This window comes from Pontibacter ummariensis, from assembly GCF_900188175.1.
In the GTDB taxonomy this organism is placed as follows: domain Bacteria; phylum Bacteroidota; class Bacteroidia; order Cytophagales; family Hymenobacteraceae; genus Pontibacter; species Pontibacter ummariensis.
Genome location: NZ_FZOQ01000021.1, coordinates 1 through 24,772 on the forward strand (window position 1 = coordinate 1; position 24,772 = coordinate 24,772).

Below are 24,772 nucleotides of genomic sequence, written 5' to 3' on the forward strand. Positions count from 1 at the left end.
AATTAATAAGTAAGAATTAATAAGTAAGAATTAATAAGTAAGAATTAATAAGTAAGAATTAATAAGTAAGAATTAATAAGTAAGAATTAATAAGTTTTAACTATTAAATTTTAAGTTTAATATTATAAATAATAACTAATAATTATTAAGTAAAAGATAATAGTTTAAAATTGTTAAATAATATATAGTAGCTTTTATGTGAAAGTTATTATTTGTTATATTTTTGAAGCGTTAATGAGTGGGCTATGATCGTGAAAATCCTTTCTGCCGCTGCCGGGTTCAATGGCGTTGTTTACAATGAAGAGAAAAGAGCACAGGGTGCAGCTCAGCTGCTCAAGGCTGAGAACTTCGGTTTCTTGAACCTGGCTGCGGGAAACTTGAAGCAGGAGGATTATATCAGGTACATGACGTTGGTGGCAAACACAAACGAGTCAGTGCTAAAGTCCCAGTTCCATGCCATAATTTCCTGTAAGGGAAGGGAGAAGAGTGCGGAGGAACTCCTGGAAATCGCGGAGAAATACCTCCAGCGCATGGGGTACCATGATAACCCCTACCTTATCTACTTTCATTCAGATACTGCGCACAACCATGTACACATAGTATCTACCAGGGTAAGCAAAGAGGGGAAGAAGGTGAACGACAAGTATGAAAACATGAGGTCTCAGAAAGTGATGCAGGAGATTCTGATGCAGGATGTGGCATACGAGGTAAAAGCATACTTGAGGAAAGCGCTGGCATATGGATTTTCCTCTGAAGCTCAGTTTAAGTTACTGCTCGAAAGGGAAGGCGTGAAAGTCACGGAGAAGGATGGACAGTACCAGTTCATTAAGTACGGTTCAGTGGTGCATGCCTTTGCAAGGAAAGAAGTTGCTGACAGGATAGCAAAGTATAAAGCACCAGATACGCGTGTAGGGCAGCTGAAAGCCATATTCCGCAAGTATAAACGAGGCCTAACGGTGGAGCAGTTCTCCGGGCTATTAAAGGAAAAGTTCGGGATAGAGCTGGTGGTGCACCAGGCAAAGGGGAAGAGCACTCCCTATGGCTACACGATTCTCGACCATGCCAGCAAACTGGTGCTGAAGGGTTCCCAGGTGATGAAGCTCGACGAGCTGCTTTCCAGTGTTAACAGAGAAGAGAAAATACAGGCTGGACGGGAGCTCATAGCCAAGCTTTCTGCAGACAGGGGGCTGTGCTACACCGGTTTCAAAAGACAGCTGGAGGCAACAGGGCTCCTTGTCAACAAAAAGGGAGAGATCCGCATCAAGGGAGATGAAGAAGGCAGCATCCCTGTTCTGATGCTTGATAAGGCCCATGTCAGGGCGCTGCTTTACCAAGAAAGGCTGCAGGAGGCGCGGCAGTACGCCGTGACGAGCGACAAGGATATGAGGCTGCTTTCCAGGCTGTTTTTTGTAAAGCAGTCGGATCTGTCGGTTGCGAAGGCTTCTGACCCTCTGGAGAAGGAGGTGGTAGCCGCCAAACTGCACAGCGGCCTTGCCAGCGGCAGGCCGCTGCAGGAAATGCTGGACAGTTGCGGCTGGAGCATCGCTCATGCAGACGGAAAGCACTTCCTGATTGATCATCAGCAGAAACGGGTGTATGCCTGGGCAGATCTGACAAAAGAGAGGCCTGACTTTCATGCTGTGCAGGTTGTTGAGCTTGATAAGGGTAGTGATCGGGCGAGAGAGGAAAGGCTGCAGGACGCATGGACCCAGTCTTCCGGGACCATCGGTCAACTGGCAGCTTCTATGCTTTACCTTATGGAGTCAAACCTCGGGTCTGATCAGGGAGAGAATAGGAAGAGAAAGAATCAACGAAAACGATAATACACATAGACGATTAATACATGAAAATTGTAGTAGCAAATCAAAAAGGAGGGGTAGGCAAGTCCACCACCTGTATACTGCTGGCTAACTATCTGGCCTTGGAGAAAAAGGACAATGTGATCATCCTGGATATGGACTTTCAGGACTCCATCTACTCCAGATGGGAGAAGGAGAAGGAGCTGTATGCCAATGACCCACTGTACGAGGTTATCAAGATGGAGGTAGAGGAGTACCCGAAATACAAGGTGCACATTGATAGTCTGCAAGGGGGGCATGTTATTATGGACATGCCTGGCAGGCTGGACACGAACGAGCTCATTGCTGTATACCAGGACGCTGAAGTAATCGTCTGTCCGTTTGCCTATGAAAAGATGACTTTTGAGTCCACCATGTTCTTTGTTCAGGTGGCCAAGCATGTTAACCCGCAGGTAAAGATCGTGTTCCTGCCAAACCGCCTGAAGTCCTCCGTGAACTATGAATTGAAAGCTGCAGTGGATGAGCAGCTGGCGCAGTTCGGCACTGTAGCTCCGGCGCTGCCAGACCGGGTAGGATTTCAACGCATAGATACCGTATCTATCTCTTCGGATATCCGAGGGGTGCTCGACAAGTCTTTTGGATATATATATAATGAGTATTTAGAGACAACATAGAAGATTCTTTAAATAAAATTTATATTAATATTCAATAATTGAAACATTTTAATTAAATAACGTATAATATTCATGGCTACAGCAGGTAACAAAGGGTTTGACATCAAGAGCTTTAAGCAAAGCATAGGACAGGCTCCCCAGCAGAAAAACGCAGAAGAGAAAGCTGTTCAACCAGTTCCTGAGGAAAAAGAAGAGACGGCGCCCGCAGTTTCAAAATCGGGCAAAAAAGGTGAAAAGCCTAAGGCTTCTTCTACCGCTACAGCAGGCAAAAAGCAGGAGGCGCCTTCCTCGAAAAAGACAGCTGCAAAGGCTTCGGGTAAAGCAGCGTCAGGTTTGAGCTTTGAACAACTGCTTGCTGAGCTCGATAGTGCGAAGGATGAGTTTACCTTTACCTCCAAAACAGTTTATGTGGACGTGCATATACACGAAGTGCTAGACCTGCTGAAGAAAAAAGGAGGGATCAAAATCAATGTGCTGGCAAGCTACCTGTTTGCCAAATTCATTGAAGAGCATAAAGAGGAGATCCAAAGGCTACGTGATAGGACGGATAACAAGTTCTTGAACTAAGCTGAATCTATAACATTAGGTAAAAAAGTATATAAATAAATAATCTAATCTTAAAATATACGTATAAGTATAAAACCGTATTTCATATCGATTATATATTTAAATTAGGAATGTCTAGTCTTTAAATCGATGTTTTAACTTAAATTATATAGCTATGTCTTGGGGCGTTTTCTTTGCTACGGTAGCAGTGCTCTATGTGCTTTATTATGCAGGTAACCTGTTGTTTGACCTGTACCTTCGAAATGCAAAAGGCGTAGCCGCAGATATGGTAGCGCAGTACAGTGTTTCAGATTTAGTAGACACTACAGAGGCACCCCAAGACGTTGTGGACGAGGATTACCTGGAGGAAGAATTCGAGGAGGACTATGAGGATTACGAGCAGGAGGAGCAACCCTTGGATAGCGATCCCCAAGAATATCCTGTTGCAGCCGACGGGCATGCCTTTGCGCATCAGACGGCCTCTGAGAATAGTGTCGCCATGCCCGTGATAGGGCAGGGGATACCCCTAGAGGAGTTCCTTCAGAACGCCAGGCGACTTTCAAACGCAATACCTTTTTCTTCATAAATTTTTAACTCAATGACAGAGATTATGAAAAAGTTACTTGCTATGCTCGTATTGGTAGTCCTCGCTGTCCCATCTTCCTTTGCTCAAGGGGCCGGAGGCATTGATGCCGGAGCCTCTGAGCTCCAAACTTACATTGACCCTGTAGGCAACTTAATCCTGGTCATCGGAGCTATTGTTGGCCTGATTGGAGGAGTTAGAGTGTACATCAAGTGGAACTCCGGGGACCAAGACACACAAAAGGCTGTCATGGGGTGGATGGGGTCCTGCGTATTCCTGATGGTGGTGGGGGTAGTGATCAAAGCCTTCTTCGGCTTATAAGCCGTGGCTCCCGAAGATAACAGAGGATTTAATGTCTACAAGGGGCTGCAAAAACCCCTTGTATTTAAATCCTTGAAAGGTAGATATATCTACTGGGGTCTGGCCTCTGTTCTAACTGGCTTCTTTGCGGCAGTTGTCATATCTGTTTCGCTCAACTTCTTTTCAGGTCTGGTAGCCTTGGTGATCGTGACTTTCGGCGGTATGGGGTTTACGGCTATGCAGCAGAAGAAAGGGTTGCATCATAAAACGAAGTCCAAAGGGGTATACATCATGCCCGCACAATGGAGGCGTTCTGCACGAAGATAGGAGCCTGGCCCTGGCAGCACAACTTTAACGTCATCACTTTTCTCAGCCATGAAAAAGCAGCGGTTTGGTCTGCCATACATTGGCATAGACCGTCATGCCCATGATATTCTATATCATGAGCGCGGAGACTATTCGGTTATCATCAAAGTACAAAATCCTGCCCTGCAGTATTGTGCAGACGTGGAGGCTTACCATCTCTTCCACCAGACCTTTGCCAACATCGTTAAAATTCTAGGCGCAGGCTACACTCTTCAGAAAACGGACATACTAGCCAGGAAGTGCTATGTGCCGAAGCAAATGGATGATCTCCTGAGTCAGAAATTTCAGGAGACATTTGCAGGAAGAGAGTACCTGGACGTCTCTACATATCTGACTATAACAAGGGACGTGCGGCGCTCCAGCTTCTTTACATATGACGAGAAAGACTTCAAAGCATTCCAGCGGAACGTTGCCAAAGTGCTGGACATACTGGAGAGCAGGTCTTTCAAGCCCTATGCTCTGAAAGAGACCGAGGTGAAGCAGTTTATTTCCCGCATGCTTGCCTTCAACTTTTCCGATGAGGTTTATGCGCTCAATAACCTCCTTGCCTCAGAGGAAGGCCTGAAAGTTGGTGGCAGCGTTATCCGATGTATCTCGCTTGTGGACATAGATGAGATTAACTTCCCGTCCAATCTTAAGCCAAACACAGCGCTTCACATAGGGTACAGCCTCCCGGTAGACCTGATGCATTTTCTGCACCAGGTGCCAGGTTGTGACTGCCTGGTGTACAACCAGGTGATCCAAATCCCTGATCAGCGCCATGAATTGGCCAGGCTGCAGGCCAAAAGAAAAAAACACCTCTCCATGCCTGACCCGGCCAATGATCTGAGTGTGCAGGATATTGATCAGGTGATGGCCGATATCGCCAAGGATAACCAGCTGCTTGTGTACGGGCATTACAGCGTGCTGCTTTCAGCCAGAGAAAAGGAGATAGACCGTGCCGCTAACTATCTGGAAAGCGCTTTGTTTTCCATTGGCATTATTCCCTCCCGAAACGCATATAACCAACTCGAGCTATTCCGGTGTGCCTTGCCCGGCAATAGTTCGGAGCTTAAAGTATATGATAAGTTTTTGACTACTTCAGACGCGGCCTTATGTCTGCTTTTTAAAGAACGTTTGCTGCAAAGTGAGTCATCCAGTTTTCAGGTATACTTCACGGACCGGCAGGGGATTCCTATCACGATTGACACAAGTGATGCGCCTATCTTCTCAGGCCGGATGAATAACCGTAACAAGTTCGTGTTGGGACCTTCGGGAGCGGGAAAATCATTTTTCATGAACCACCTGATCCGGCAGTATGCCCTGCAGCACACAGATGTTATTTTGGTGGATACCGGACACAGTTACTCCGGCCTGTGTGCCTACTACAGGGGCCGCTACATTACCTACTCCGAAGAGCAGCCGATCACCATGAACCCCTTCCGGATCTCTGCTGCCGAATTCAACGAGGAGAAGCGGGAGTTTCTCAAGTCATTGGTGGGCCTGCTCTGGAAAGGTGCCGGGGGCACTGTCAGCCAAATTGAGGACAGCGTCCTCTCTTCCGTTATCACTTCCTATTACCAACACTACTTTGAAAACGGCTTGGAGAGCAGCTACCTTTCCTTCCAGTCCTTCTATGACTTCTCCATCAGAAAGATCGAGGAGATCACGCAAAAAGAGTCTATTAACTTTGACCTGACCAGTTACCGCTTTATCCTCAAGAAGTTCTGCAAAGGGGAGGCGTATGGCCAGATTCTGAACAACGAGCTGGATACCACCCTGTTTGATGAGCCCTTTATTGTTTTCGAAATAGATGCCATCAAGGAGCATAAGGTACTTTTCCCGATCACCACCCTGATCATCATGGATGTGTTCCTTCAGAAGATGCGCCACAAGAAGAACCGTAAGGCGCTCATCATCGAGGAGGCCTGGAAGGCCATTGCCTCTCCGCTGATGGCCGGCTATATCCTCTACGTCTATAAAACGGTCCGCAAATTCTGGGGAGAGGCCGTGGTCGTGACACAGGAGCTGGATGATATCATCGGCAATGTTGTGGTTAAGAACTCTATCATCAACAACTCCGACACCATCTGCCTTTTGGACCAGACCAAGTTCAAGGACAATTTCGATGAGATCGCCGCGCTGCTCTCCCTCAATGAGGTGGAGCGCAAGAAAATATTTACCATCAACAGCCTCGACAACAAAGAGGGGCGGGGCCGCTTCAAGGAAGTCTACATCAAGCGCGGGGCTTCCGGTGAGGTGTACGGTGTGGAGGTATCGCTGGAAGAGTATTTGACCTTTACTACCGAGCGCCAGGAAAAAGAGGCCATGCACGTGTACCTGAGCAAGTATGGGGATTTCAGGGAAGCCCTGGAAAGATTTGTCGCAGACTTCAGGGCCTCGGGGCTCAAGCTAAACGAATTTGTTCACCTTATTTTGCAACGCAGCTATGAAAAAGTACCTCTACACACTTAGCTTTCTGGGTCTGGTAACAGGGCATGTACTAGCCCAGCAGGTTGTTTTTGACCCAGCGGTCGTCTCCACACTTGTTGTGAACCATACGGCCCAGCAGGCGGCCTTAAATGACATTAAGGAAAACGAAGGAAAGATTGCGGCCCTGCAGACGACCATTAGCCTGAAGATGACGCAGATCAAAGAGCTGGAGGAAAAGATGTACAACTCTCTCAAATCCGTTCAATCCATTATCGGGCAGAGTAAAAACATTATTTATGCCTCCCAAATTGCCGCAGACATAGGCCACTACCAAAACCAAATGATGGAACTGGCGCGCGGTGATAACGAGTTGCTCCTGATCGCTGCCAAGACAGAGCTGGAGCTGCTCAACCGTACATCCGACCTGTTTACCTATATCTACCAGGTGGCTGTTATCGGCACGGATGTGAATCTGATGAACAACGCCGACAGGCTCACCCTTATCCGCCATGTAGTGGACGAGCTGCGGGTGATGCGGGGCCTGGCCTATTCCATTACCCGAAAGATGCGCGTGGCCAAGTACGCGGGCCTTTTGAAGACCATGAACCCGATGGGACTTGCCTACCCTGACAACAGCCAGGCGATCATCCGCTCCCTGATGGATGAGTACAAGGCAATCAAGAAGTAAATTATCTCTATTGCTATGAAGACGTTATGTGTACCTGCTTTGTGCCTGGCCCTGCTTCCCGGGCTCTTTACAGATGCCCTGGGGCAAGGCGTGCAGCCAGTTAACAGTAAAAACACAAGGTACCAGCTGGAGCGGGAGGTTGTTACCCGTTGGGGAAAGTTCAACCCGAAATGGTACTTTATTCTGTTTCATAACAAGTACAGGAAAGGACCTGATAGGCGGAACATGCTGCAGCTTGCCCCTACCATGGCTTTGCTGAACCAGAACAAGGTGAAGGCCCAGGCGCAGGAGGAAGCAGTAAGCCAGGTATATGAGCAGGAGATGTTCAAGTTTGCTGACAGGTCCCTGAATAAAGGATACCACCTGTTGTATAAAAAGAAGATCGATGAACTCAACACTGCCCTATTGGGGATGAATGCTGAGGCGGTGCAGGCCGGGGTGCAGGCAGATTATATTTTGGCCATCCATGCCGAGCGGGATAGAATTAACGCCGACATCGGGATCATCCTGGACGCTTACCTGGACGATGCCAAAAAAGGGGAGCAGCTGCGGGTATACATCGGGGAGCTTACGGCCTTGAGGAATGATTTCAGGCGGCTCATCTCTCTCTTTAAAACGAGTCAGGACTTAGCCGACTGATGCTATGCGTGAATTGATCGATAAAGCCATATTTGACCTGTTCGACGGGCTCTTTCTCAATATACAGGATTTGGTGAGTGTTTTTCTGTATGATGCGCAGGCGCTTTGCGCCATCAGCATGCTGCTCTACTTCGGCCTGGAGGCTTACAAAATGATGGCCGGGGATGAAACGCTTCGCATCATGCCTTTGCTGCGCCCTTTCGCCCTGACACTGGTGATTGTTTTCTGGCCAGGATTTATCGACGCAGTGAACCTGCCGCTGCAGCTAGTCAATGATCAGGCAAAAGGCATGTACGGCGCACAGGTAGACCAGGTGGAGGATTTGCACCGGGAACGCCTCGCGCTGGTGGACTCTGTGGCCCGAAAGCTCTCTGAGAGCAGCGCCGAGTTTGAGCGGATTGAGAGTGAGGCCAGTGACGCGAGCTGGTACGAAACGATGGGGATTGACCTGCAACCCCTGTTTAACAAAATGAAAGGCTATTACCTGATGCTGATGGCCAAGCTGCACTTTACTGCGATGATGGTGGTGGAGTGGATGGTGATCAGCATCTTCCAGGTATGTTCCTACATTATTTATTTCCTGCAGATCATCTTTGCAGGCATTCTGGTGATCCTGGGCCCCTTCTCCTTTGCCCTTAGCGTGCTGCCGGGCTTTCGGGACTCCTACCTGACCTGGATTGCCCGCTATATTTCCGTAGGGCTGTACTCGGGACTGGGCTATATCGTTATGTCCATCTCCTTTGTGCTGGTCAAGTATGGGTTGATGAAGGAAATAGATATCCTGAAGGCGGTACTGGAGAGCGAAGAGATGTTCATTGCCTACGTTTCCTTCCCCTCGGGCGGCATCAGTTTCTACATCGTCTCCTTGATTGTGGGAGGATTGGCCATGCTCACTATTCCCATTATTTCCACCTGGATCGTGCACACCACGGGTGTGGGTAATGCCATTGGCACGATGGCAGGAGGAGCTGTGAAGGCGGCCGGAGGAATTTTAAAGTAAACTAAAAAGCGCTTGCTATGATAAACAACCTCGAAAAGAAAATGAAGCTGGCATTTGCCGTGAGTATCGGCAGCTTTATCTCCTCCATCATTATAGTAGGTACGGTTTGCGCCTTTGCCTTTCGTTATGCCGAGGAGCAGCGGAAGAAGATCTATGTGATCGACCACTCGGTGCCGCTCTTGGTGGAGCAGACCGAGCTGGGGGTAAACCGGACAGTAGAGTACAAGTCGCACGTGAACATGTTTCACCTGCTCTTCTTCACGCTACCTCCAGATGACGCCTACATCAAGAATAACATCTCCAAGGCCATGTACCTGGTGGATGAATCCGGTCTGGCACAATACAACAACCTGAAGGAGAAGGGCTATTACAACCAGATCCTGGCTAGTTCTGCGGTTTTGACGATCAAAACCGATAGCGTTAAAGTGGACGAGAACAGGCACTTTACCTACTACGCCACACAGCGCATTGAGCGGGAGACCTCTGTGATGAAAAGACTTCTTGTCACAGAGGGGGATCTTGAGGAAGTGCCGCGCACAGAGAACAACCCCCATGGACTTTTGATAAAGAACTGGAAAACGGTAATAAACAAGGACTTGGAGTATGTCGAAAAGAAATCCTTTTAGCGGTAACATAAAGCAAAGGCTTTCATACCTCAGGGAAAGTGTCAGGGACAACTGTGCCTCGAATCCTAAAGCAGTGGTGCTGGCCATGCTGGTTTTACTGTCTGTGGCTGTCATGGGCCTATTAGTCGTCCGGCACCTGCACCAGGGAAACTATGCCGTGTCGGTTGGCAAGCTGTACAGGCAGCTTGATACTTCTGGCGACAAGATGACAATAGGCAGGTCGAGTACCGCAGATATGCTGGAGCTGATAAAGCTCTACAACACGGCCAGGCAGCTGGATCCTGACAGCCTGCGTGCCCAAGACAGTGTTTTTCTCAAAGATATTGATCAGCGTTTAAACCGAATCATCCATGAAGAGAATTAACTTTCGGCATCCCAGGTATGCCATCCCGCTCATCATACTCCCTTTCCTTGTCCTGCTTAATTATCTGTGGCTGGACATGACACCGGCGGCCACCGCCGCACAAACAAAAGTGGAGCTCACCGAGACAACAGCCCTGAATACCTCCCTTCCGGATGCCAACCTGAGAAAGCGGGAAATGAAGGATAAGTTCTCGGCTTTTCAGGACGAGTTTAAGTATAGGACCGACTATTCGGCCATGCAGGAAATCGGGGAGGATAGGGTAAACCCCAGGGACATTGCCTATGGTAGCGTGTACACGGAGGAGGAGCGGCGGATGCTCGACAGTCTCAATAACCGCATCCTATCGGATCATCAGCCGGAGGGGTTTATGGAGCGGGTAAGCCAGCGGCAGCGCATCAGCTCAGAGCGCTATGCATCGGCTACTGCCTCTGTGCCTGGACGGTCAGCCCGCCCTATGCGCAAAGTTGAATCGGCATATGAAGAGGAAATGCGGCTATTCCGGGAGCAGATGATGTTTATTGACAGCCTGAGCCGGGTAGGAGAGGAACCTGTGCCTTCTCGTAGGGGGCCACAGCCGATGAAAGCCCTTGCACCGGCTTCCGAGAAGCAAGAGCCGACACCCTTGCCCGTCACCAAATACAGAAATACGAACAAAGCCTTTTTCAATACCATTACAGCCGATGGTGAGGAGCAGTTTATCAGAGCTATTCTGGACGAAGGGTTGAAGGTGATGCAAGGCGGCAGGATCAGGATTCGCTTGCTGGATGACATCTATGTGCGGGACTACGAAATAAAGAAAGGCAGCTACCTCTACGGCACTGTTTCCGGTTTCAGTGCACAACGAATTGAGATAGCCATCCGCTCTATACTCTACGGCAACCAAATCATCCCGGTAGACCTGAGTATCTACGACAACGACGGCTTGGCTGGGCTATATGTGCCGGACTCACAGTTCCGGGACTTTACCAAGGAGCTTGCCGGGAATGTGAGCAGTGGCCAGACACTGACTTTCGAGGATGCACCTGACAATGCCAGCCAAATGCTCTACTCGATGCTGGAAAAGGTTTCACAGACCACCACCCGTGCCGCAGGCAAAGCCATCCGGAAGAACAAAGCTAAGTTGAAGTACAACACCATTGTTTATTTGATAGATAATAAAGCCCCATAATATGAAAAAGCTATTCCTTCTATATGTGTTGTTTGCCCTGCTGTTTTCAGCCTCGGCACAGGATTCCCTTCAGGTAGTGCACGTGCATGAAAGCATCTCCACGCATATTGTGAGCCCTGAGCCAATACAGTATGTAGATATCTCCACAGATGATGTAGCCGGGGATATACCTGTTGCCAACATCCTTCGGGTCAAACCCAAGGACGGTGGCGCAAAACCGGGTGTTATCACCATTGTTGGAGAGCGCTTCCTTGTACAGTATAAGCTAGCCTACAGCCGAGCGGATCGGGCAGACACTGAGGTGCGTATAGACCCTACCCAGGTAGATGATTACCTGAACCCAGCTGTGGCCATGAGCCGGGAGGACATGGCACGGTTTGCGCTGCTGGCTCTCCAGCGAAAACCCCGGTTCAACAGTGTGACTACGAAAGAGCAGGGGATGCGGGCAAGGCTAAACAACATCTATACTGTCGGAGACTATTTCTTTATTGATCTCTCCCTTAGAAATGACACCAACATTCCCTATACGGTCGATCAAATACGATTTAAGATTGAGGATAAAAAAGTTGTGAAGGCCACTAACTTTCAGCAGGTGGAGCTACAGCCCAGTTTCCAGCTTTATGACACGGGTCACTTCAAGCGCCAGTACCGGAACGTGTTTGTGTTCAGGAAGTTTACTTTCCCAGAGGAAAAGGTATTCAATATTGAGGTGGCCGAGGAGCAGATTTCTGGGCGCACCATCTCCCTTAAAATTGACTATTCCGACATCCTTCATGCAGACACCTTATGAGAAAGTCGTTACTCCTTTCCTTACTGCTCTTAGTTGTGCTGCCGTGCCGAGCGCAAGAGGGCTACACCCACCTAAACCTGGCAGGCGGCTGGATGTACAAGGATGACTTAACTGCTAACCTTGCCCTGGAGTTCAGCAAACGCCACTATAATTCCTATGAGATCTACGGTGATGCCTATAAGAGCAACGTGGACGACAGCAAAAACTGGTTAGTGGGGGTTGCTTACAAACCCATGCTTACCCGATCCAGAAACACGTTTCTCAAGCTGCGCCTGGGAGCGGGCATTGGCTCTAACACCGAGCACTTCATAGGAGCCATGCAGGCAGGCCTAGAGCTGGGCTATGTGCTGCCGGGAAATTTGGTGCTGATGCTCCAACAGAAAAACGAGGGTGTACTCCGGGTAAACCACAACTTCAGGACTGGCTTACTGGCAGGCATCAAAATTCCATTGTGAGCAGGATTTTGCTAGTCGACGGGAATTTCCACAGGAAAGAAATTCTGCTAAGACTTTCCCTCACATTTATCTGATAATATTGGATAACCTTTGTCAGTAACGATATGGAAGAATCCAGCGAAATCAAAAAACTTTACTCCTTCCTGCAGGGACTTATCTACTTCACCATTGTGGTGGAGGTAGCTGTTTTCCTCTTTATGGATTCGGGCAGTATGTATGAGCTGCAGCCTGTACTGCGCAAGGTAAAGCGCATGGCTATTTATGAGCACATCTACTTCTCCAAAGCTTTTACCTTCGGGTTGATTCTGATCGTGAGCATTGGCACAAAGGCCAGGAAGAACCTGAACCTCGACCCGCTCCGGCATATCTTCCTTCCCCTGCTTATCGGCTGCGCCTTTTTCTTTGGCTCGGGTTTCTTTTATTTCTTTGAAAGCAGCCGTATTCTTTTCTGGGATGTGTCCCAGTCTGATGCGGCTTACATCCTGCTCTCCTTCTTAGGTGCGATGATGATTCATGTAGCCTTGGATAACATCTCAAAGCATATACAGCACCGATTGATGAAGGACAAATTCAACGTGGAGAATGAGTCCTTTGAGCAGTCCAGGAAACCGGTGCATACGCCTTACTCGGTGAACATCCCGATGCTTTACTATTACCAAAAGCGGATACAGCGCGGGTGGCTCAATGTGGTGAACCCCTTTCGGGCAACACTGCTGATCGGTACGCCTGGCTCTGGAAAGTCTTTCTCAGTGGTGTTGCCTTTTATCAAGCAGCTTCTGGGAAAAGGCTTCTCCATGATGGTCTACGACTTCAAATTTCCGGACCTGGCCAGAACGACTTATTACCATTACCTGGTCAATAAAAAGAGAGGGGCATTGAAAAACCACAGGTTCCATGCCATCAATTTTAGCAGCGTAGAGCACAGCAGGAGATTTAACCCGTTAAAGCCGGAGTACCTGCCTACCCTGGCCGATGCCACCGAAACGGCTGAGGCGCTGCTGGAGGCGTTGCGGAAAGGAGACAGGGACTCAGGCTCTGCGCAATTCTTCAACCAGTCAGCCGTTAATTTCCTGGCCAGCTGCATCTACTTTCTGAGCCGCCACGAAGGGGGGCGATATTCTTCGTTTCCGCATGTACTTTCCTTTGTTAACCTAAGCTATGATCAGATTTTCGAGGCGCTCTTTTCCGAACCTGAATTGGAGAGTCTGCTTTCGCCTTTTGCCACAGCATATAAGAACAGAGCCTTTGAGCAGCTGGAAGGGCAGATTGGCACCTTAAAGATTAATATTGGTCGGCTGGCCACAAAAGAAACATTCTGGGTATTATCAGGAGACGACTTTAATTTAAAGATAACGGACCCGGAAAATCCTTCAGTTTTGGTGATTGCAAATGATCCAGCAACACAGAGTATTAACAGCGCCTGCAATGCGCTTATCCTCAATCGCATGACACGCCTGATCAATACAAAGGGGAACTTGCCCTGTGGGCTGATCGTGGATGAGTCACCCACGCTTTACATACACCGGGTGGAGAACCTGATCGCTACCGCCAGGAGCAACAAGATAGCTGTGCTGCTGGGCCTGCAGGAACTTCCGCAGCTGCGGCAGCAGTATGGTAGGGAAACAGCCGACACCATTTGCTCGGTAGCGGCCAATGTACTCTCGGGCTCTGCCCGTAATAAAGAAACGCTTGACTGGCTGGAAAAACTGTTTGGTAGGGTGAGGCAGCTAAAGGAGGGGCTTAGCGTGGACCGAAACCGTACCTCGGTGAACATGAACGAGGAAATGGGACCGCTTATCCCGGCATCCAAAATAGCCAATTTGCAGGCGGGTGAACTGGTAGGACAGGTGGCTTCCGATAGCGAAGCGTACAGCGGGAAGTATGTTGCCAGCACCTATCACTGTAAAATTAATCTTGACCTTGATAACATACAGCAGGAAGAAAAGCAGTACCTTGACCTGCCAAAATTTTATAACTTTGGTACCCCCGACCAAAAAGACCAAATCCTGAGAGCAAACTACAATAAAATTAGAAATGAGGTTAAGACACTAATCACAGCGTTACAGGTATGAGCGTAAGCATACAGGAGTTAGGCCAAAGGCTAAAGCTGCTGCGAAAGCGGCTTGATTTATCGCAGGAGAGCCTGGCAGAATCCATGGGGGTGAACCAGAACCAGATTTCCCGGCTGGAGAACGGGGTGGGAGGGACGATCGAACTGCTTTTGCTTCTGTTCAGCTTCTACAGCAAACACTTTCACGTGGACCTTCTTTTTTCCGACAACTTCGACATCTTGGAGAAGCACGAGAAACTATCCAACAGCCACAGCCTTAATAGCATTGCCGTTGAAAAGTTGAAGCTCGCCCAAAGTGAATTTTCCACGCAAATTGATGAGGTTATACGGTTGCTTGATACGCATTGATATGTCTCTTAAAGTTTACTTCTCTAGTTAGCTGTGATGTGTATAGCTACAACAACACATCCCTCGTGTACTTTACATGCTTAAGAGGATAGCATCCTAAGCTACAGCTTCCTCTATTACTACTCTTTTAGATAGACAGATAGAAAGGTAAAAACGGGAAAGGCACCTGACAAAAACAATGTTGCCCTTTTTGTGTCAGGCCCGGACATGCACCGGTTGGAGCAACTTCCTACAACTAATTTACATGCCTGCTAGAGTATAGATTTTGTGGCTGATCAGTTCTTTGATGGCCCCAAGCTCCGGGGCTTGACTGTGGTGGATAATTATAGCCGACAATGTCTGGCCATTGAGGTGGATCAGGGCATCAAAGGCGAACAGGAGGTGGCCGTGATGGGGCGGCTGAAACAGGAATTAGCAGAGTGCCGGAGCGTATCAAAGTGGATAACGGGAGTGAGTTTATCTCCAAGGCACTGGATAGGTGGGCTTATGACAACCACGTAACACTAGGCTTCTATAGGCCCGGCAAACCGTCGGATAACGCCTTGCTAGAGTCCTTCAACGGCAGCTTCCGGGATGAGTGCCTGCACGTGAATTGGCTCCTTTCGTTTGAGGGATGCCAAAGAGAAAATAGAAGCTTGGAGGCAGGAATATAACTGCTTCCGGTCTCACAGTTCCCTGCAAGGCATGCCCCGCAGGAATGCATACAAAAGAATGTATGAAGTCCGAAATCTTTATCTTAGCGCTGTTTTGAAATTGCGAGGAGATCAACAAGACTCTCATTTCATCCATTAACATGTTTAGCCTTTAGTCCATTCATGTACCAAAAGCTGAAAATAATTGCTAGTAGAGCAGCCTGGCCTGCCATTGTTTCCAGGGTTGGGTATATCCCTAACCACTCTACCCTAAACTGAAAGGGAAACATAGTAGCCGAAAATAAGCCAGACTCCTGAATGGAGTGGATGCCCTTACCAAGAAGAATCACTGCCAGCAGGGTCACCATCCAGGCAGAATAGCGGAACAGCTGCCTTACGGGTATCTTTTGGGCATATTTCAGGAACAGCACCACCAGCACTGCTATGATAATAAAGGCCGCCAAAACACCTAAACCAATGGAGGACTGATTTTCAGGTGAGGTTTCCAGCTTTATGGCCTGCAGGAAAAGAACAGACTCAAACGCTTCACGAAATACCGCCATAAAGGAAAAAGCAGCGAGTCCCAACATATTTTCCGTTTTAACCAGCTTTGTTACCTTTTTTTCGATAAAGACTTTCCATTGTTTCGCATGGGAATTTGAATGAAGCCAGAAGCCTACATACAGTAATACCACCACAGCGAAAAGGGCTACTACTCCTTCCAACACCTCCCGGTCCTGCCCGCTTAACTTTAAGAGCAGGTCGGATAAGTACCATCCGGCAAAGCCCAAGAGTACGGCCGTTATCCACCCTCCATGTACCCAGGGCAGGGCTTTCTTTATTCCTGCAGCCTGGATAATGGTGAGCATAACCGCAATAATTAAAAAAGCCTCTATTCCTTCCCGCAGGAGTATGGAGGCCGATAAAATAAAGGAAAGCCAGAAAGTAAGTTTTGTATCTTCCAGGAGGCTGATAGCCTCTGAAACCAGAGCCAGTGATGCCTTTACGTCCTCTTCCACCACATTAGCAGGCTCATTATTTTCTATGGCATTGCGCAGTTGAAACATCTGCTGTTCCAGTTTAGAAACAAAGGCAGAGTTATTCGCCTGCAGTTGAGCTTCCACTGGTTCAATTCCCTCCAGGTAGGCTGCCAGCGCTTTTTGCCTGGCAAGGGGACGGGAGCCGTTCTGGTAAGCCTGCAGCGATTCTCCTAGGAGTTGCCTTGCCAAATGCAGTGAATTAGGGGGATTTTGGTCGGGAATGTGCAACCTAAGGCTTTCTAATTTTTTTAGAACTTCTTTTGGGTCGCCCTCCAGTTGCCTGAACAGTTTCTGATCAGATAAAGTAGCGACTTCCGCCAGGCCTGCTTCTGCCAAGGCCTTCTCCGCTATCTCTTCGGGTATGGCAAGCTCTTCTGCTGCCGCTTTGTAGCGAAGAGACTGAATATAAAAGGCCAGGTCCCATACTTCTTCATCATCAAGTTTCTCAAAGCCTCTCATGGCCGTACCCTCAATTCCCAAGCGAATGGTATTGAAGGACTGGAAAGGAGAAACCTGCTTCATCAGTGTATCGTTGAGAAAACTTGTGGGAGCAGGACTCAAGCCCCCGGCCAGTTCGCCTTGTCCATTCCCTTTTATGCCATGGCAGGGCGTGCAGTATTCGGCATACAATATTTTTCCCCTGGAAAGATCAGGCCACTTTAGGGGGGCAATCTGGTAGCCGGTGGCCTGTATTATCTCTGCCTTAATATTTCCTGCAAGTGTAGCGATTTTACTCTGATCAGCTTTTTGATCTATCAGAGTTCTTAGCTGCTGAACCTGGGATAGGACGCTCTTCTTCTCCTGCGGGTACTTCTCCAGAATGGGTTGTGCAATTTCATATACAGTAGCACTGAACTCCAGCATTTCTCCATATTCTCCGGTATTAATAACTTCGCCCTTCTCTACTGCAGCAGCATAGTCTCTGGCGATATAATCCAGGAGGTGAATGATCATCTGGGTATTATCCTTGCCATTATCTGCCAGAGCCTGCCTGCAAAACAAGGGAAGGAGTATTAAGATAAGCAACAAGTGTTTAAGCAAACTTACTTTATTTGATTTAAACATTAATTTCTGTATTTCATGAAGGAAATGCTCCCTTCGTATTTTAAAAAGCTACATTACTTCTAATTCTAGATTTCTTACAGTTCCAGGGAGCACTACAATAAAGAAAATTCTCTACTAAATAGACTGGGGAATCGGACTGAGTAAAATGCTCTAGCACTTCATTCAGATTTATAGCACTACCAATAAAGTTAAAATAATGCTACCCTGAGTATAATGCTTTTATGGTTTTGAGAGGATACAAAACAAAAATAACCTAGCAAGTAGTGCCAGAATAGAAACAATAGCCATGGATTGGTGATTCAACAACTCTTTCACTCAAATTGTTGATTACGACCTGAAACACCAATTTAAAAATGTATAGCACGATTCTCCGTTGCTGCCAAACATGCCTCTTTGAATGTTTCATAAAATGTCGGATGCCCGTGTGACATTCTGGCTATATCTTCAGCTGATGCACGATAATCCATTGCCACAGTTGCTTCTCCGATCATATCGGAAGCACGGGGACCGATCATGTGTATGCCCAGTATTTCATCCGTCGTCTTATCAGCAAGAACTTTAATAAAGCCTTCCGTATCATTGTTCATGCGAGCCCGGGCATTGGCTTTAAATGGAAAAGACCCGATTTTATATGTTCGCCCTGTTTGCTTCAGCTGCTCCTCTGTGTAACCTACGCTTGCTACTTCCGGCCAGGTGTAAACAATGTTTGGAATTGTTAAATAATTAATGTGAGGCTTTTGCCCTGCAATTGTCTCTGCTACGTATACGCCTTCTTCGGAAGCCTTGTGCGCCAGCATTGCACCTCTAACCACATCGCCAATGGCATAGACATTGGGCACATTGGTTCTGAAATTTTCATCCACGGAAATTTGTCCTTTTTCGGTGGCAATGCCGATGCCTTCCACATTTAGCCCGGCAGTATACGGTCTTCTGCCCACAGCCATGAGGCAATAATCCCCCTCAAGGGTAATTGATTTCCCCTTTTTGTCTTCAGCAGTCACGATAACCTTATCAGTATCTGCTTCTGCCCTTACGACCTTATGTCCCAGGAGAAAAGTGAAACCGAGCTTTTGTAATGAGCGCTGTAACTCTTTGCCTAATGCAGCATCCATGCTTGCAATGATGGAATCCAGGAACTCAACTACTGTAACTTTTGATCCAATCCTCGCATATACTGATCCAAGCTCCATTCCGATGACACCGCCCCCAACAATGATGAGATGTTTTGGTATTTCCTTTAAAACCAAGGCTTCTGTGGATGATATGATTCGCTTTTTATCAATTGTGATTCCAGGCAATGAGGAAGGCTTTGAACCTGTGGCAATTATGATATTTTTTGATTGAATAGTTGTAGGGTTAGCCTCTCCATTATTTACCGCAATAGTATGGGCGTTTACAAAGCTCCCAGTGCCATGAAAAACATCCACTTTGTTCTTCTTCATCAAAAAAGCAACTCCATTAACTGTCTTTTGAACTACATCTGCTTTGTGGGCTACCATCTTGTTGATGTCAATGGCAAGATTCTCCAGGGTTATACCATGGTCTTTGAACTTTTCCTGCGCATCATGAAAACGCTCCGAGCTATCGAGAACAGCTTTGGATGGAATACATCCTACATTAAGACAAGTTCCTCCAAGCGTTGAATATTTTTCAATTAACGCTGTTTTCATCCCTAATTGTGCGCAACGGATTGCTGCTACATATCCTCCCGGGCCTGAGCCGATTACTGTTACATCATATTTTTCCATGATAGATGGTATTGATTTCAGATTCTGTTTCTATGTTCCCTTCTTTTAAATGTTAATCCCGGCTTTGATGCTGATTGCTATTACCACACCTATTTTGATCAATGACCGATTTACTTTATCTCAAAACTTCGAAAGATTGTTTTCAGGGCTTTGCTTGGCGCAGAACTGTTGTTTATTCCACGTTCAAAACTACAGCACACTTCTTATAGTTATTGTTTTCATTTTAATCAAGAAAATGATTGAAGCTTCTCATTCTTAATTTATTTCCCCGTGTGCTCCTCCTCCTTTTCAATTTCTCCCATTTTGCGAGCCTTTTTTGCCTTTCTTAGAATTTTTACACCTCCTGTTAGTACAATTCCGGCTAATATGAATCCAGTTAACAAATCAGGAATCGGGGAACCTAAAAGCATTACGGCGACCCCGGATAAAACAATGCCCAAATTAACAAGCATGTCATTACTGGTAAATTCCATTGAAGCTTCTATGTGTACACCTTTTTCTTGTTGAGGTTTTAATAAACGCATGGCTATAACATTGCTGGCAGCATTCACGATGGCAGTTATTATCATAGCCCAGCCAATTGGGTCTGTTTCTGTAAAAAAGCGTCTTACAACCTCAAAGAGCAGCAATAGCCCCATTATGATCAGAAGGATTCCGGAAAGGGTGGCTGCCCGGGCCTTGGCAACAACACCTTTCCCAATGGCATAAATACTAACTATATAAACAGCTGAATCAGAAAGATTATCAAGCGCAGCGCCTACTAAACCTGATGATTCAGCCAAGAAACCTACGGTTCCAGCCATAACGACCTGAAACATGTTTATGGCAAGCACTAACCATAGAGCCTTTCTTTCAGCCTTATTACTTGGGTTTAATTCTAATTCTTCATCACCCATATTTATTGTTTTTTATAATAAAATCTTACTGCCCTTCAACTGGCTTTACGTTCGTTATGATGAATTTACTTTCAGGAAGCGTAGGCATTCGGCTCAGGCTAAAGCTCAGGTCCTGCGCAGGCACTTCGTACTGCATGTGGCTGACTAAAAATTCAACGGCCTGCTTCATGGTTTGAATGGTTACCCACTCTCCCGCACACCGGTGACCGGAGAGATGATGTCCCCCGCCTTGCGGAATAAAATTAAACGGGGTGCCATTCCAGTTAACAAAACGTTCCGGATTAAATTCTTCTGGATTTTGCCACTGCCTTGGATCGTGGTCTGTGCCATATAAATCCAAAAGCACCAACGTGCCTTCTTTGAAGGTATAATTACGCCATGTGAACTGTTTACGGACCTGGGCGCCTACCATTGGGGCAAAAGGGTAAAAGCGCCTTACTTCCTGAACAAATGGCTCTGTAAGGTTGGCTGCACCACTCTTAAGTTTATCTCTGTACTGAGGATATTGTTGCAGGGCAAGGGCACAGAAAGTAATATAGGTGGCAATGGCAACAGTGGGGCGCAGTATATTAATCAGCTCAACGGCTGCAACCTTTTGGTCAAGAAAGGTGCCATCCAGCTCACGGTGAAAGGCAATTACGTGTGCGGCCGTTCCTTTCTCTGCCTGCATTTTCCCATTTCGGATATTTCCTATTATAGAGCCAATCCATTTTTCAGCTCTGATGCGTGCTAGCCTGCCGCGCCACCACCGCCATCCAACACCGCCAAAGGCATCTACCATGGCACCAAAATCTTTTGCCCGCAGCCGTACTTCGCCTTCTTTTAAGGGTACCCCCGACCATTCGCACACCGCCAGGCAAAGGAGGGCCTGTACCTCATCAAAAAGAACAACCTCCTTTTGTCTTTCCCAGCGAATAATGTAGTCCTTCCAGACATGCGCTGTAATGTCCGACAACTTATGAAGATTTTCAGGCGACATCAGCGACATAAACATTTCCTTTCGTTTCCGGTGCGCCGCATTGTCAAGCGTTTGTACACCCTTTTGCCCAAACAGGGTTTTTTGCACCCGCTTGGGCGTAGCGCCTTTTCGCTTGAATTTTTCCGCGTCGTAAAAGACAGCCGCCGCTTCTGCACCGCTGATGCAGATGGCCGGCTTAAACATCAGCCGTGTCTTGAAAATGTCCGAGCCATATTTTCTACAACGGTTAGGTATAAACATAAAGCCTTCTTGTAGCAAGGCAAGGGTGCTGTCTAAGCTTTTTTCAACCGGAATGTTTGCCATCGCTGAATGATGTTAAGGTAGAACGTATAAATTTGAAAAAAGCCAAAGTTATATGTCATGTTTACAAAGCTGACTATACAAAACCGATTCCCATTCCATTCTTACTCTGGTTAGAAATGAATAGCGCCTTTCCCGGTTGCAACGAGACAGGCTTCTTTCAGGCTTTCGTAAAATGTGGGATGGCCGTGCACAACGTTTGCAACGCCACTAGCAGTGCAACGGTCATACATGGCCAGTGCCGCTTCGCCCACAATATCTGCAACGCGAGGGCCAATCATGTGTATGCCCAGTATTTCATCCGTCTGGCTGTGCACCAGCACTTTGATAAATCCTGCGGTGTCCATGTTCATGCGGGCACGGGCATTGGCCGTGAAAGGAAACGAACCTATTTTGTAATCCACACCATTGGCAATAAGTTCTTCTTCGGTATGGCCCACGCTGGCCACTTCGGGCCAGGTATAAACAATGTTGGGAATAGAAAGGTAATTGAGGTGTGGGCGAAGCCCGGCAAACTGTTCAGCTACGTACACGCCTTCTTCCGAAGCTTTATGGGCAAGCATAGGCCCCCGTATTACATCGCCGATGGCATAAATATTCGCCACATTGGTTCTGAAATTTTCATCCACCGCAATCCGTCCGCCTTTTTCAATGGCAATGCCAATGGCTTCCATGTTAAGTCCGGCTGTATATGGCTTTCTGCCAATAGCCATCAGGCAGTAATCGCCTTCAAACGAGACCTGTTCGCCTGCTTTGTTCTCTGCTGTTACAACAACTTTATCTCCCTGGTTAGTCGCACCGGTTACTTTGTGGTTGAAGTGGAACGAAAACCCCAATTTGGAAAGCGGCTTTTGCAATTCCTTGCCCAACGACTTATCCATTGTGGCAAGGATTTGCTCCATGTATTCAACAACAGTGACCTTGGCACCGATGCGGGCATAGACCGAGCCAAGTTCCATTCCAATGACGCCGCCGCCAATTACAATCAGGTGTTTGGGAACTTCCTGCAACACCAGGGCTTCAGTAGAAGAAATAATGCGCTTTTTATCTATAGTTACGCCGGGGAGTGATGAGGGCTTAGAGCCGGTAGCAATCACCACACGGACCGTTTCCAAATCAGTTTGCTTGCCATCGACAGCCGTTACCCGGATTTTGGTGGCAGATAAAAAAGAGCCAACACCGTAAAACACGTCCACTTTATTTTTGCGCATCAGGTATTTGACGCCATCGCCTGTTTTTTTCACCACATCGGCTTTATGGGCAATCATTTCGGAAAGGTTGATTTGAAGATTGTCGAGATGAATACCATGGGCCGCAAACTTTTCTTTGGCATTGTGATAATGCTCCGAGCTTTCCAATACAGCTTTAGAAGGAATGCAGCCCACATTAAGACAGGTGCCCCCTAAGGCATCGTATTTTTCAATCATCGCCGTTTTCAGTCCTAATTGACCGCAGCGGATGGCACAAACGTAGCCACCGGGACCAGAGCCGATTATAATTACATCATAAATCATAGTTGCTACTTTTAGATATTTGGTCTTTTACTATTTTTTTTTGTTTCCTGAGCTTCTTTCAGGATTTTATAGCCCCCCCATAAACTAATCAATACAACAATTACTCCTACCACCAAATCAGGAATGGAAGATTTTAAAAGCATGACTCCTAAACCCGAAACCACAATTCCTAGGTTTATCCACATGTCATTATCTGTAAAAATGATGGAAGCTTTTATATGTACGTCGCCTTTTTCATTGGACTTCAGAAGGCGAACAATCCAGTAATTACTTGCCGTATTGATGATGGCAACAACAATCATTGCCCAGCCGACCGGTTCGGAACCTTCAAGAAACTTATTTATGACATCAACCAAGAGAAGTACGCCCACACCCATTAGAAAAATACCTGAAAAAGTAGCTGCCCGCACTTTGGCCTGCATACTTTTTCCTACTGCATATAAGCTTACCAGGTAAACAGCCATGTCGCCTGAACTATCCAGCGCCGTCCCTAACAAGCTGGAAGAACTGATAATAAAACCCACAATACCGGCTAGTGCCACCTGTGAAAAGTTTATCCAAGTTACTTTTATCAAAATCTGCCTTTCTTGCCTATTATTAAGGTTTAGGTCTAATTCTTTATCGCTCATAGTTACAACTTTTGTTTTATGGTTTACTGTCAAAGTTTAAACCTTCACTCAACAGCAAGATTCAAGTTGTGTATAACGACACCGTTTATCACTTTATACACCTACCTGTTGGGCATGTATTATTCAAAATAGACTGAAATAAAGGCAAACAAGGCAAAACCAGAAATATACCTGCTAAAGGAGCATCATAGTTTCTATTTGCCTCTGGAATCATTTCTTCTATGGAAGCGATAAATAAGATACATGCTATAAATGCAAGCAGAGAAAATTGCACAATATTAGGGCTGATCCTTACGGCAAAGTACCCTACTGTAGCACTTAAAATAACCGGTATGGCAAGAGAGGCAGATAATAGTATTCGTTTTAACCTTGTCGTTTGTACACTATTTTCTTCGGTCTCAAGGCTTTTGCCCATAATTACTCTTTAACAAAACAAGATTGCTTCCCCTTTCTATCCTTCATAGGTATATATTTAAAGGTTATTAAAGATAAATGCTAGTTTACTTTATGTTCATTAAAAAAATTCTTCTGAAATATTAATAGGGCAATTACACCAGTAAATACCCATACATCAGCCGTATTGAATACCGGGGAGAAAAACTCAAAGGGTTTGCCTCCCCAAATCGGCAACCAATCCGGATGCGTAGTGTTGATAACCGGGAAATACCACATATCCACTACGCGCCCATACATCAATCCTGCATATCCACCTCCAGGCGGAAAAGCTCTTGCGGCATTCAACAGCGCAGGGTCGCTTTTTTCAAAAATCAGCCCGTAGAAAAGACTGTCAATCAAATTGCCCAATGCACCGGCATAAATGAAGGCAACACAGAGAATGAAGCCTTTATGACACTTCCCTTTGATAATTTTTCGTAAATAAAAAGTACCCCCAATAACAGCGGCAAGGCGTAAGAGCGTTAGGGCAACCTTTGCAATGTCTCCTTCACCCAACTTCAATCCCCACGCCATGCCAGGGTTTTCCAAAAAATGCAGCCGGAACCAGTCCAACCCAAACACTTTGAACTCTTCTCCATAGTAAAAGTTGGTTTTAATATAGACTTTAATGGCCTGGTCTATGGCAACTAAAAGTAGGATTAAAACAAAAACATGTTTTCCTTTCATTAAAAACATTAGGCTGTG

General features: G+C 46.8%; 25 protein-coding genes and 1 pseudogene. 18 read left to right on the forward strand and 8 right to left on the reverse strand.

Annotated elements, in window-relative coordinates; genetic code table 11:
* Positions 1–245 precede the first annotated feature (245 nt).
* The 18 genes and pseudogenes from CHB92_RS18960 to CHB92_RS26190 form a co-directional block, all read left to right on the forward strand.
* Positions 246–1,823: a relaxase/mobilization nuclease domain-containing protein gene (locus CHB92_RS18960; protein ID WP_089320819.1), complete on the forward strand. Its 1,578-nt coding sequence runs from the start codon at positions 246–248 to the stop codon at positions 1,821–1,823.
* A 20-nt stretch (positions 1,824–1,843) separates the two neighbouring features.
* On the forward strand, positions 1,844–2,473 hold the full coding sequence (locus CHB92_RS18965; protein WP_089320820.1) for a ParA family protein: 630 nt from the start codon (positions 1,844–1,846) through the stop codon (positions 2,471–2,473).
* Between the two features lie 72 nt (positions 2,474–2,545).
* Entirely contained in the window at positions 2,546–3,040 is a 495-nt protein-coding gene (locus CHB92_RS18970; protein ID WP_018480017.1) for a hypothetical protein, read from the forward strand.
* A gap of 154 nt (positions 3,041–3,194) precedes the next feature.
* Positions 3,195–3,605, forward strand: a complete 411-nt coding sequence (locus tag CHB92_RS18975; RefSeq protein ID WP_089320821.1) for a hypothetical protein — start codon at positions 3,195–3,197, stop codon at positions 3,603–3,605.
* A gap of 24 nt (positions 3,606–3,629) precedes the next feature.
* Positions 3,630–3,923: a DUF4134 domain-containing protein gene (locus CHB92_RS18980; protein WP_025603778.1), complete on the forward strand. Its 294-nt coding sequence runs from the start codon at positions 3,630–3,632 to the stop codon at positions 3,921–3,923.
* A 3-nt stretch (positions 3,924–3,926) separates the two neighbouring features.
* Entirely contained in the window at positions 3,927–4,229 is a 303-nt protein-coding gene (locus tag CHB92_RS18985; RefSeq protein ID WP_089320822.1) for a DUF4133 domain-containing protein, read from the forward strand.
* A gap of 48 nt (positions 4,230–4,277) precedes the next feature.
* Positions 4,278–6,722 carry a TraG family conjugative transposon ATPase gene (locus CHB92_RS18990; protein WP_089320823.1) on the forward strand — a complete coding sequence of 815 codons (2,445 nt, stop codon included), beginning with the start codon at positions 4,278–4,280 and terminating at the stop codon, positions 6,720–6,722.
* Positions 6,697–7,368 (forward strand): plasmid transfer protein, encoded by a 672-nt coding sequence (locus tag CHB92_RS18995; protein ID WP_089320824.1) that lies wholly within the window; start codon positions 6,697–6,699, stop codon positions 7,366–7,368. The genes CHB92_RS18990 and CHB92_RS18995 overlap by 26 nt, the downstream gene beginning before the upstream one ends.
* 15 nt (positions 7,369–7,383) lie before the next feature.
* Positions 7,384–8,007: a hypothetical protein gene (locus tag CHB92_RS19000; protein ID WP_089320825.1), complete on the forward strand. Its 624-nt coding sequence runs from the start codon at positions 7,384–7,386 to the stop codon at positions 8,005–8,007.
* A gap of 4 nt (positions 8,008–8,011) precedes the next feature.
* A complete protein-coding gene (locus CHB92_RS19005; RefSeq protein ID WP_089320826.1) occupies positions 8,012–9,007 on the forward strand; it encodes a plasmid transfer protein in 996 nt (331 codons plus the stop codon).
* A gap of 17 nt (positions 9,008–9,024) precedes the next feature.
* Entirely contained in the window at positions 9,025–9,633 is a 609-nt protein-coding gene (gene traK, locus CHB92_RS19010; protein WP_089320827.1) for a conjugative transposon protein TraK, read from the forward strand.
* Positions 9,611–9,997: a hypothetical protein gene (locus tag CHB92_RS19015; protein WP_245842717.1), complete on the forward strand. Its 387-nt coding sequence runs from the start codon at positions 9,611–9,613 to the stop codon at positions 9,995–9,997. The genes traK and CHB92_RS19015 overlap by 23 nt, the downstream gene beginning before the upstream one ends.
* On the forward strand, positions 9,984–11,165 hold the full coding sequence (gene traM, locus CHB92_RS19020) for a conjugative transposon protein TraM (protein ID WP_089320828.1): 1,182 nt from the start codon (positions 9,984–9,986) through the stop codon (positions 11,163–11,165). The genes CHB92_RS19015 and traM overlap by 14 nt, the downstream gene beginning before the upstream one ends.
* A 1-nt stretch (position 11,166) precedes the next feature.
* Entirely contained in the window at positions 11,167–11,955 is a 789-nt protein-coding gene (gene traN / locus CHB92_RS19025; protein WP_089320829.1) for a conjugative transposon protein TraN, read from the forward strand.
* Positions 11,952–12,410, forward strand: coding sequence for a hypothetical protein (locus tag CHB92_RS19030; protein WP_089320830.1), 459 nt, complete (start codon positions 11,952–11,954; stop codon positions 12,408–12,410). Before traN ends, CHB92_RS19030 begins: the two co-directional genes overlap by 4 nt.
* Before the next feature lie 104 nt (positions 12,411–12,514).
* Positions 12,515–14,482, forward strand: a complete 1,968-nt coding sequence (locus CHB92_RS19035) for a type IV secretory system conjugative DNA transfer family protein (RefSeq protein WP_089320831.1) — start codon at positions 12,515–12,517, stop codon at positions 14,480–14,482.
* Positions 14,479–14,829, forward strand: coding sequence for a helix-turn-helix domain-containing protein (locus CHB92_RS19040; RefSeq protein ID WP_089320832.1), 351 nt, complete (start codon positions 14,479–14,481; stop codon positions 14,827–14,829). Before CHB92_RS19035 ends, CHB92_RS19040 begins: the two co-directional genes overlap by 4 nt.
* 255 nt (positions 14,830–15,084) lie before the next feature.
* Positions 15,085–15,621, forward strand: a pseudogene (locus tag CHB92_RS26190) (integrase core domain-containing protein); the annotation flags it as partial.
* Here CHB92_RS26190 and CHB92_RS19055 read toward each other — a convergent pair.
* From CHB92_RS19055 to CHB92_RS19085, 8 genes are all read right to left on the reverse strand, one after another.
* On the reverse strand, positions 15,611–17,455 hold the full coding sequence (locus tag CHB92_RS19055; RefSeq protein ID WP_245842718.1) for an FTR1 family protein: 1,845 nt from the start codon (positions 17,453–17,455) through the stop codon (positions 15,611–15,613). The pseudogene CHB92_RS26190 and the gene CHB92_RS19055 overlap by 11 nt on opposite strands.
* A 458-nt stretch (positions 17,456–17,913) precedes the next feature.
* Positions 17,914–19,314 carry a dihydrolipoyl dehydrogenase gene (gene lpdA / locus CHB92_RS19060; protein WP_089320836.1) on the reverse strand — a complete coding sequence of 467 codons (1,401 nt, stop codon included), beginning with the start codon at positions 19,312–19,314 and terminating at the stop codon, positions 17,914–17,916.
* A gap of 260 nt (positions 19,315–19,574) precedes the next feature.
* Positions 19,575–20,210 carry a cation transporter gene (locus tag CHB92_RS19065; RefSeq protein ID WP_089320837.1) on the reverse strand — a complete coding sequence of 212 codons (636 nt, stop codon included), beginning with the start codon at positions 20,208–20,210 and terminating at the stop codon, positions 19,575–19,577.
* Positions 20,211–20,235: 25 nt separating this feature from the next.
* Complete coding sequence (locus tag CHB92_RS19070) at positions 20,236–21,492, reverse strand: cytochrome P450 (RefSeq protein WP_089320838.1); 1,257 nt, start codon at positions 21,490–21,492, stop codon at positions 20,236–20,238.
* A gap of 110 nt (positions 21,493–21,602) precedes the next feature.
* Positions 21,603–23,003 (reverse strand): dihydrolipoyl dehydrogenase, encoded by a 1,401-nt coding sequence (gene lpdA / locus CHB92_RS19075; RefSeq protein WP_179223111.1) that lies wholly within the window; start codon positions 23,001–23,003, stop codon positions 21,603–21,605.
* An 11-nt stretch (positions 23,004–23,014) separates the two neighbouring features.
* A complete protein-coding gene (locus CHB92_RS19080) occupies positions 23,015–23,632 on the reverse strand; it encodes a cation transporter (protein WP_089320839.1) in 618 nt (205 codons plus the stop codon).
* An 88-nt stretch (positions 23,633–23,720) separates the two neighbouring features.
* On the reverse strand, positions 23,721–24,047 hold the full coding sequence (locus tag CHB92_RS25550) for a ZIP family metal transporter (RefSeq protein ID WP_144266346.1): 327 nt from the start codon (positions 24,045–24,047) through the stop codon (positions 23,721–23,723).
* 80 nt (positions 24,048–24,127) lie between these two features.
* A complete protein-coding gene (locus CHB92_RS19085; protein WP_089320899.1) occupies positions 24,128–24,754 on the reverse strand; it encodes a lipoprotein signal peptidase in 627 nt (208 codons plus the stop codon).
* Positions 24,755–24,772: the final 18 nt, after the last annotated feature.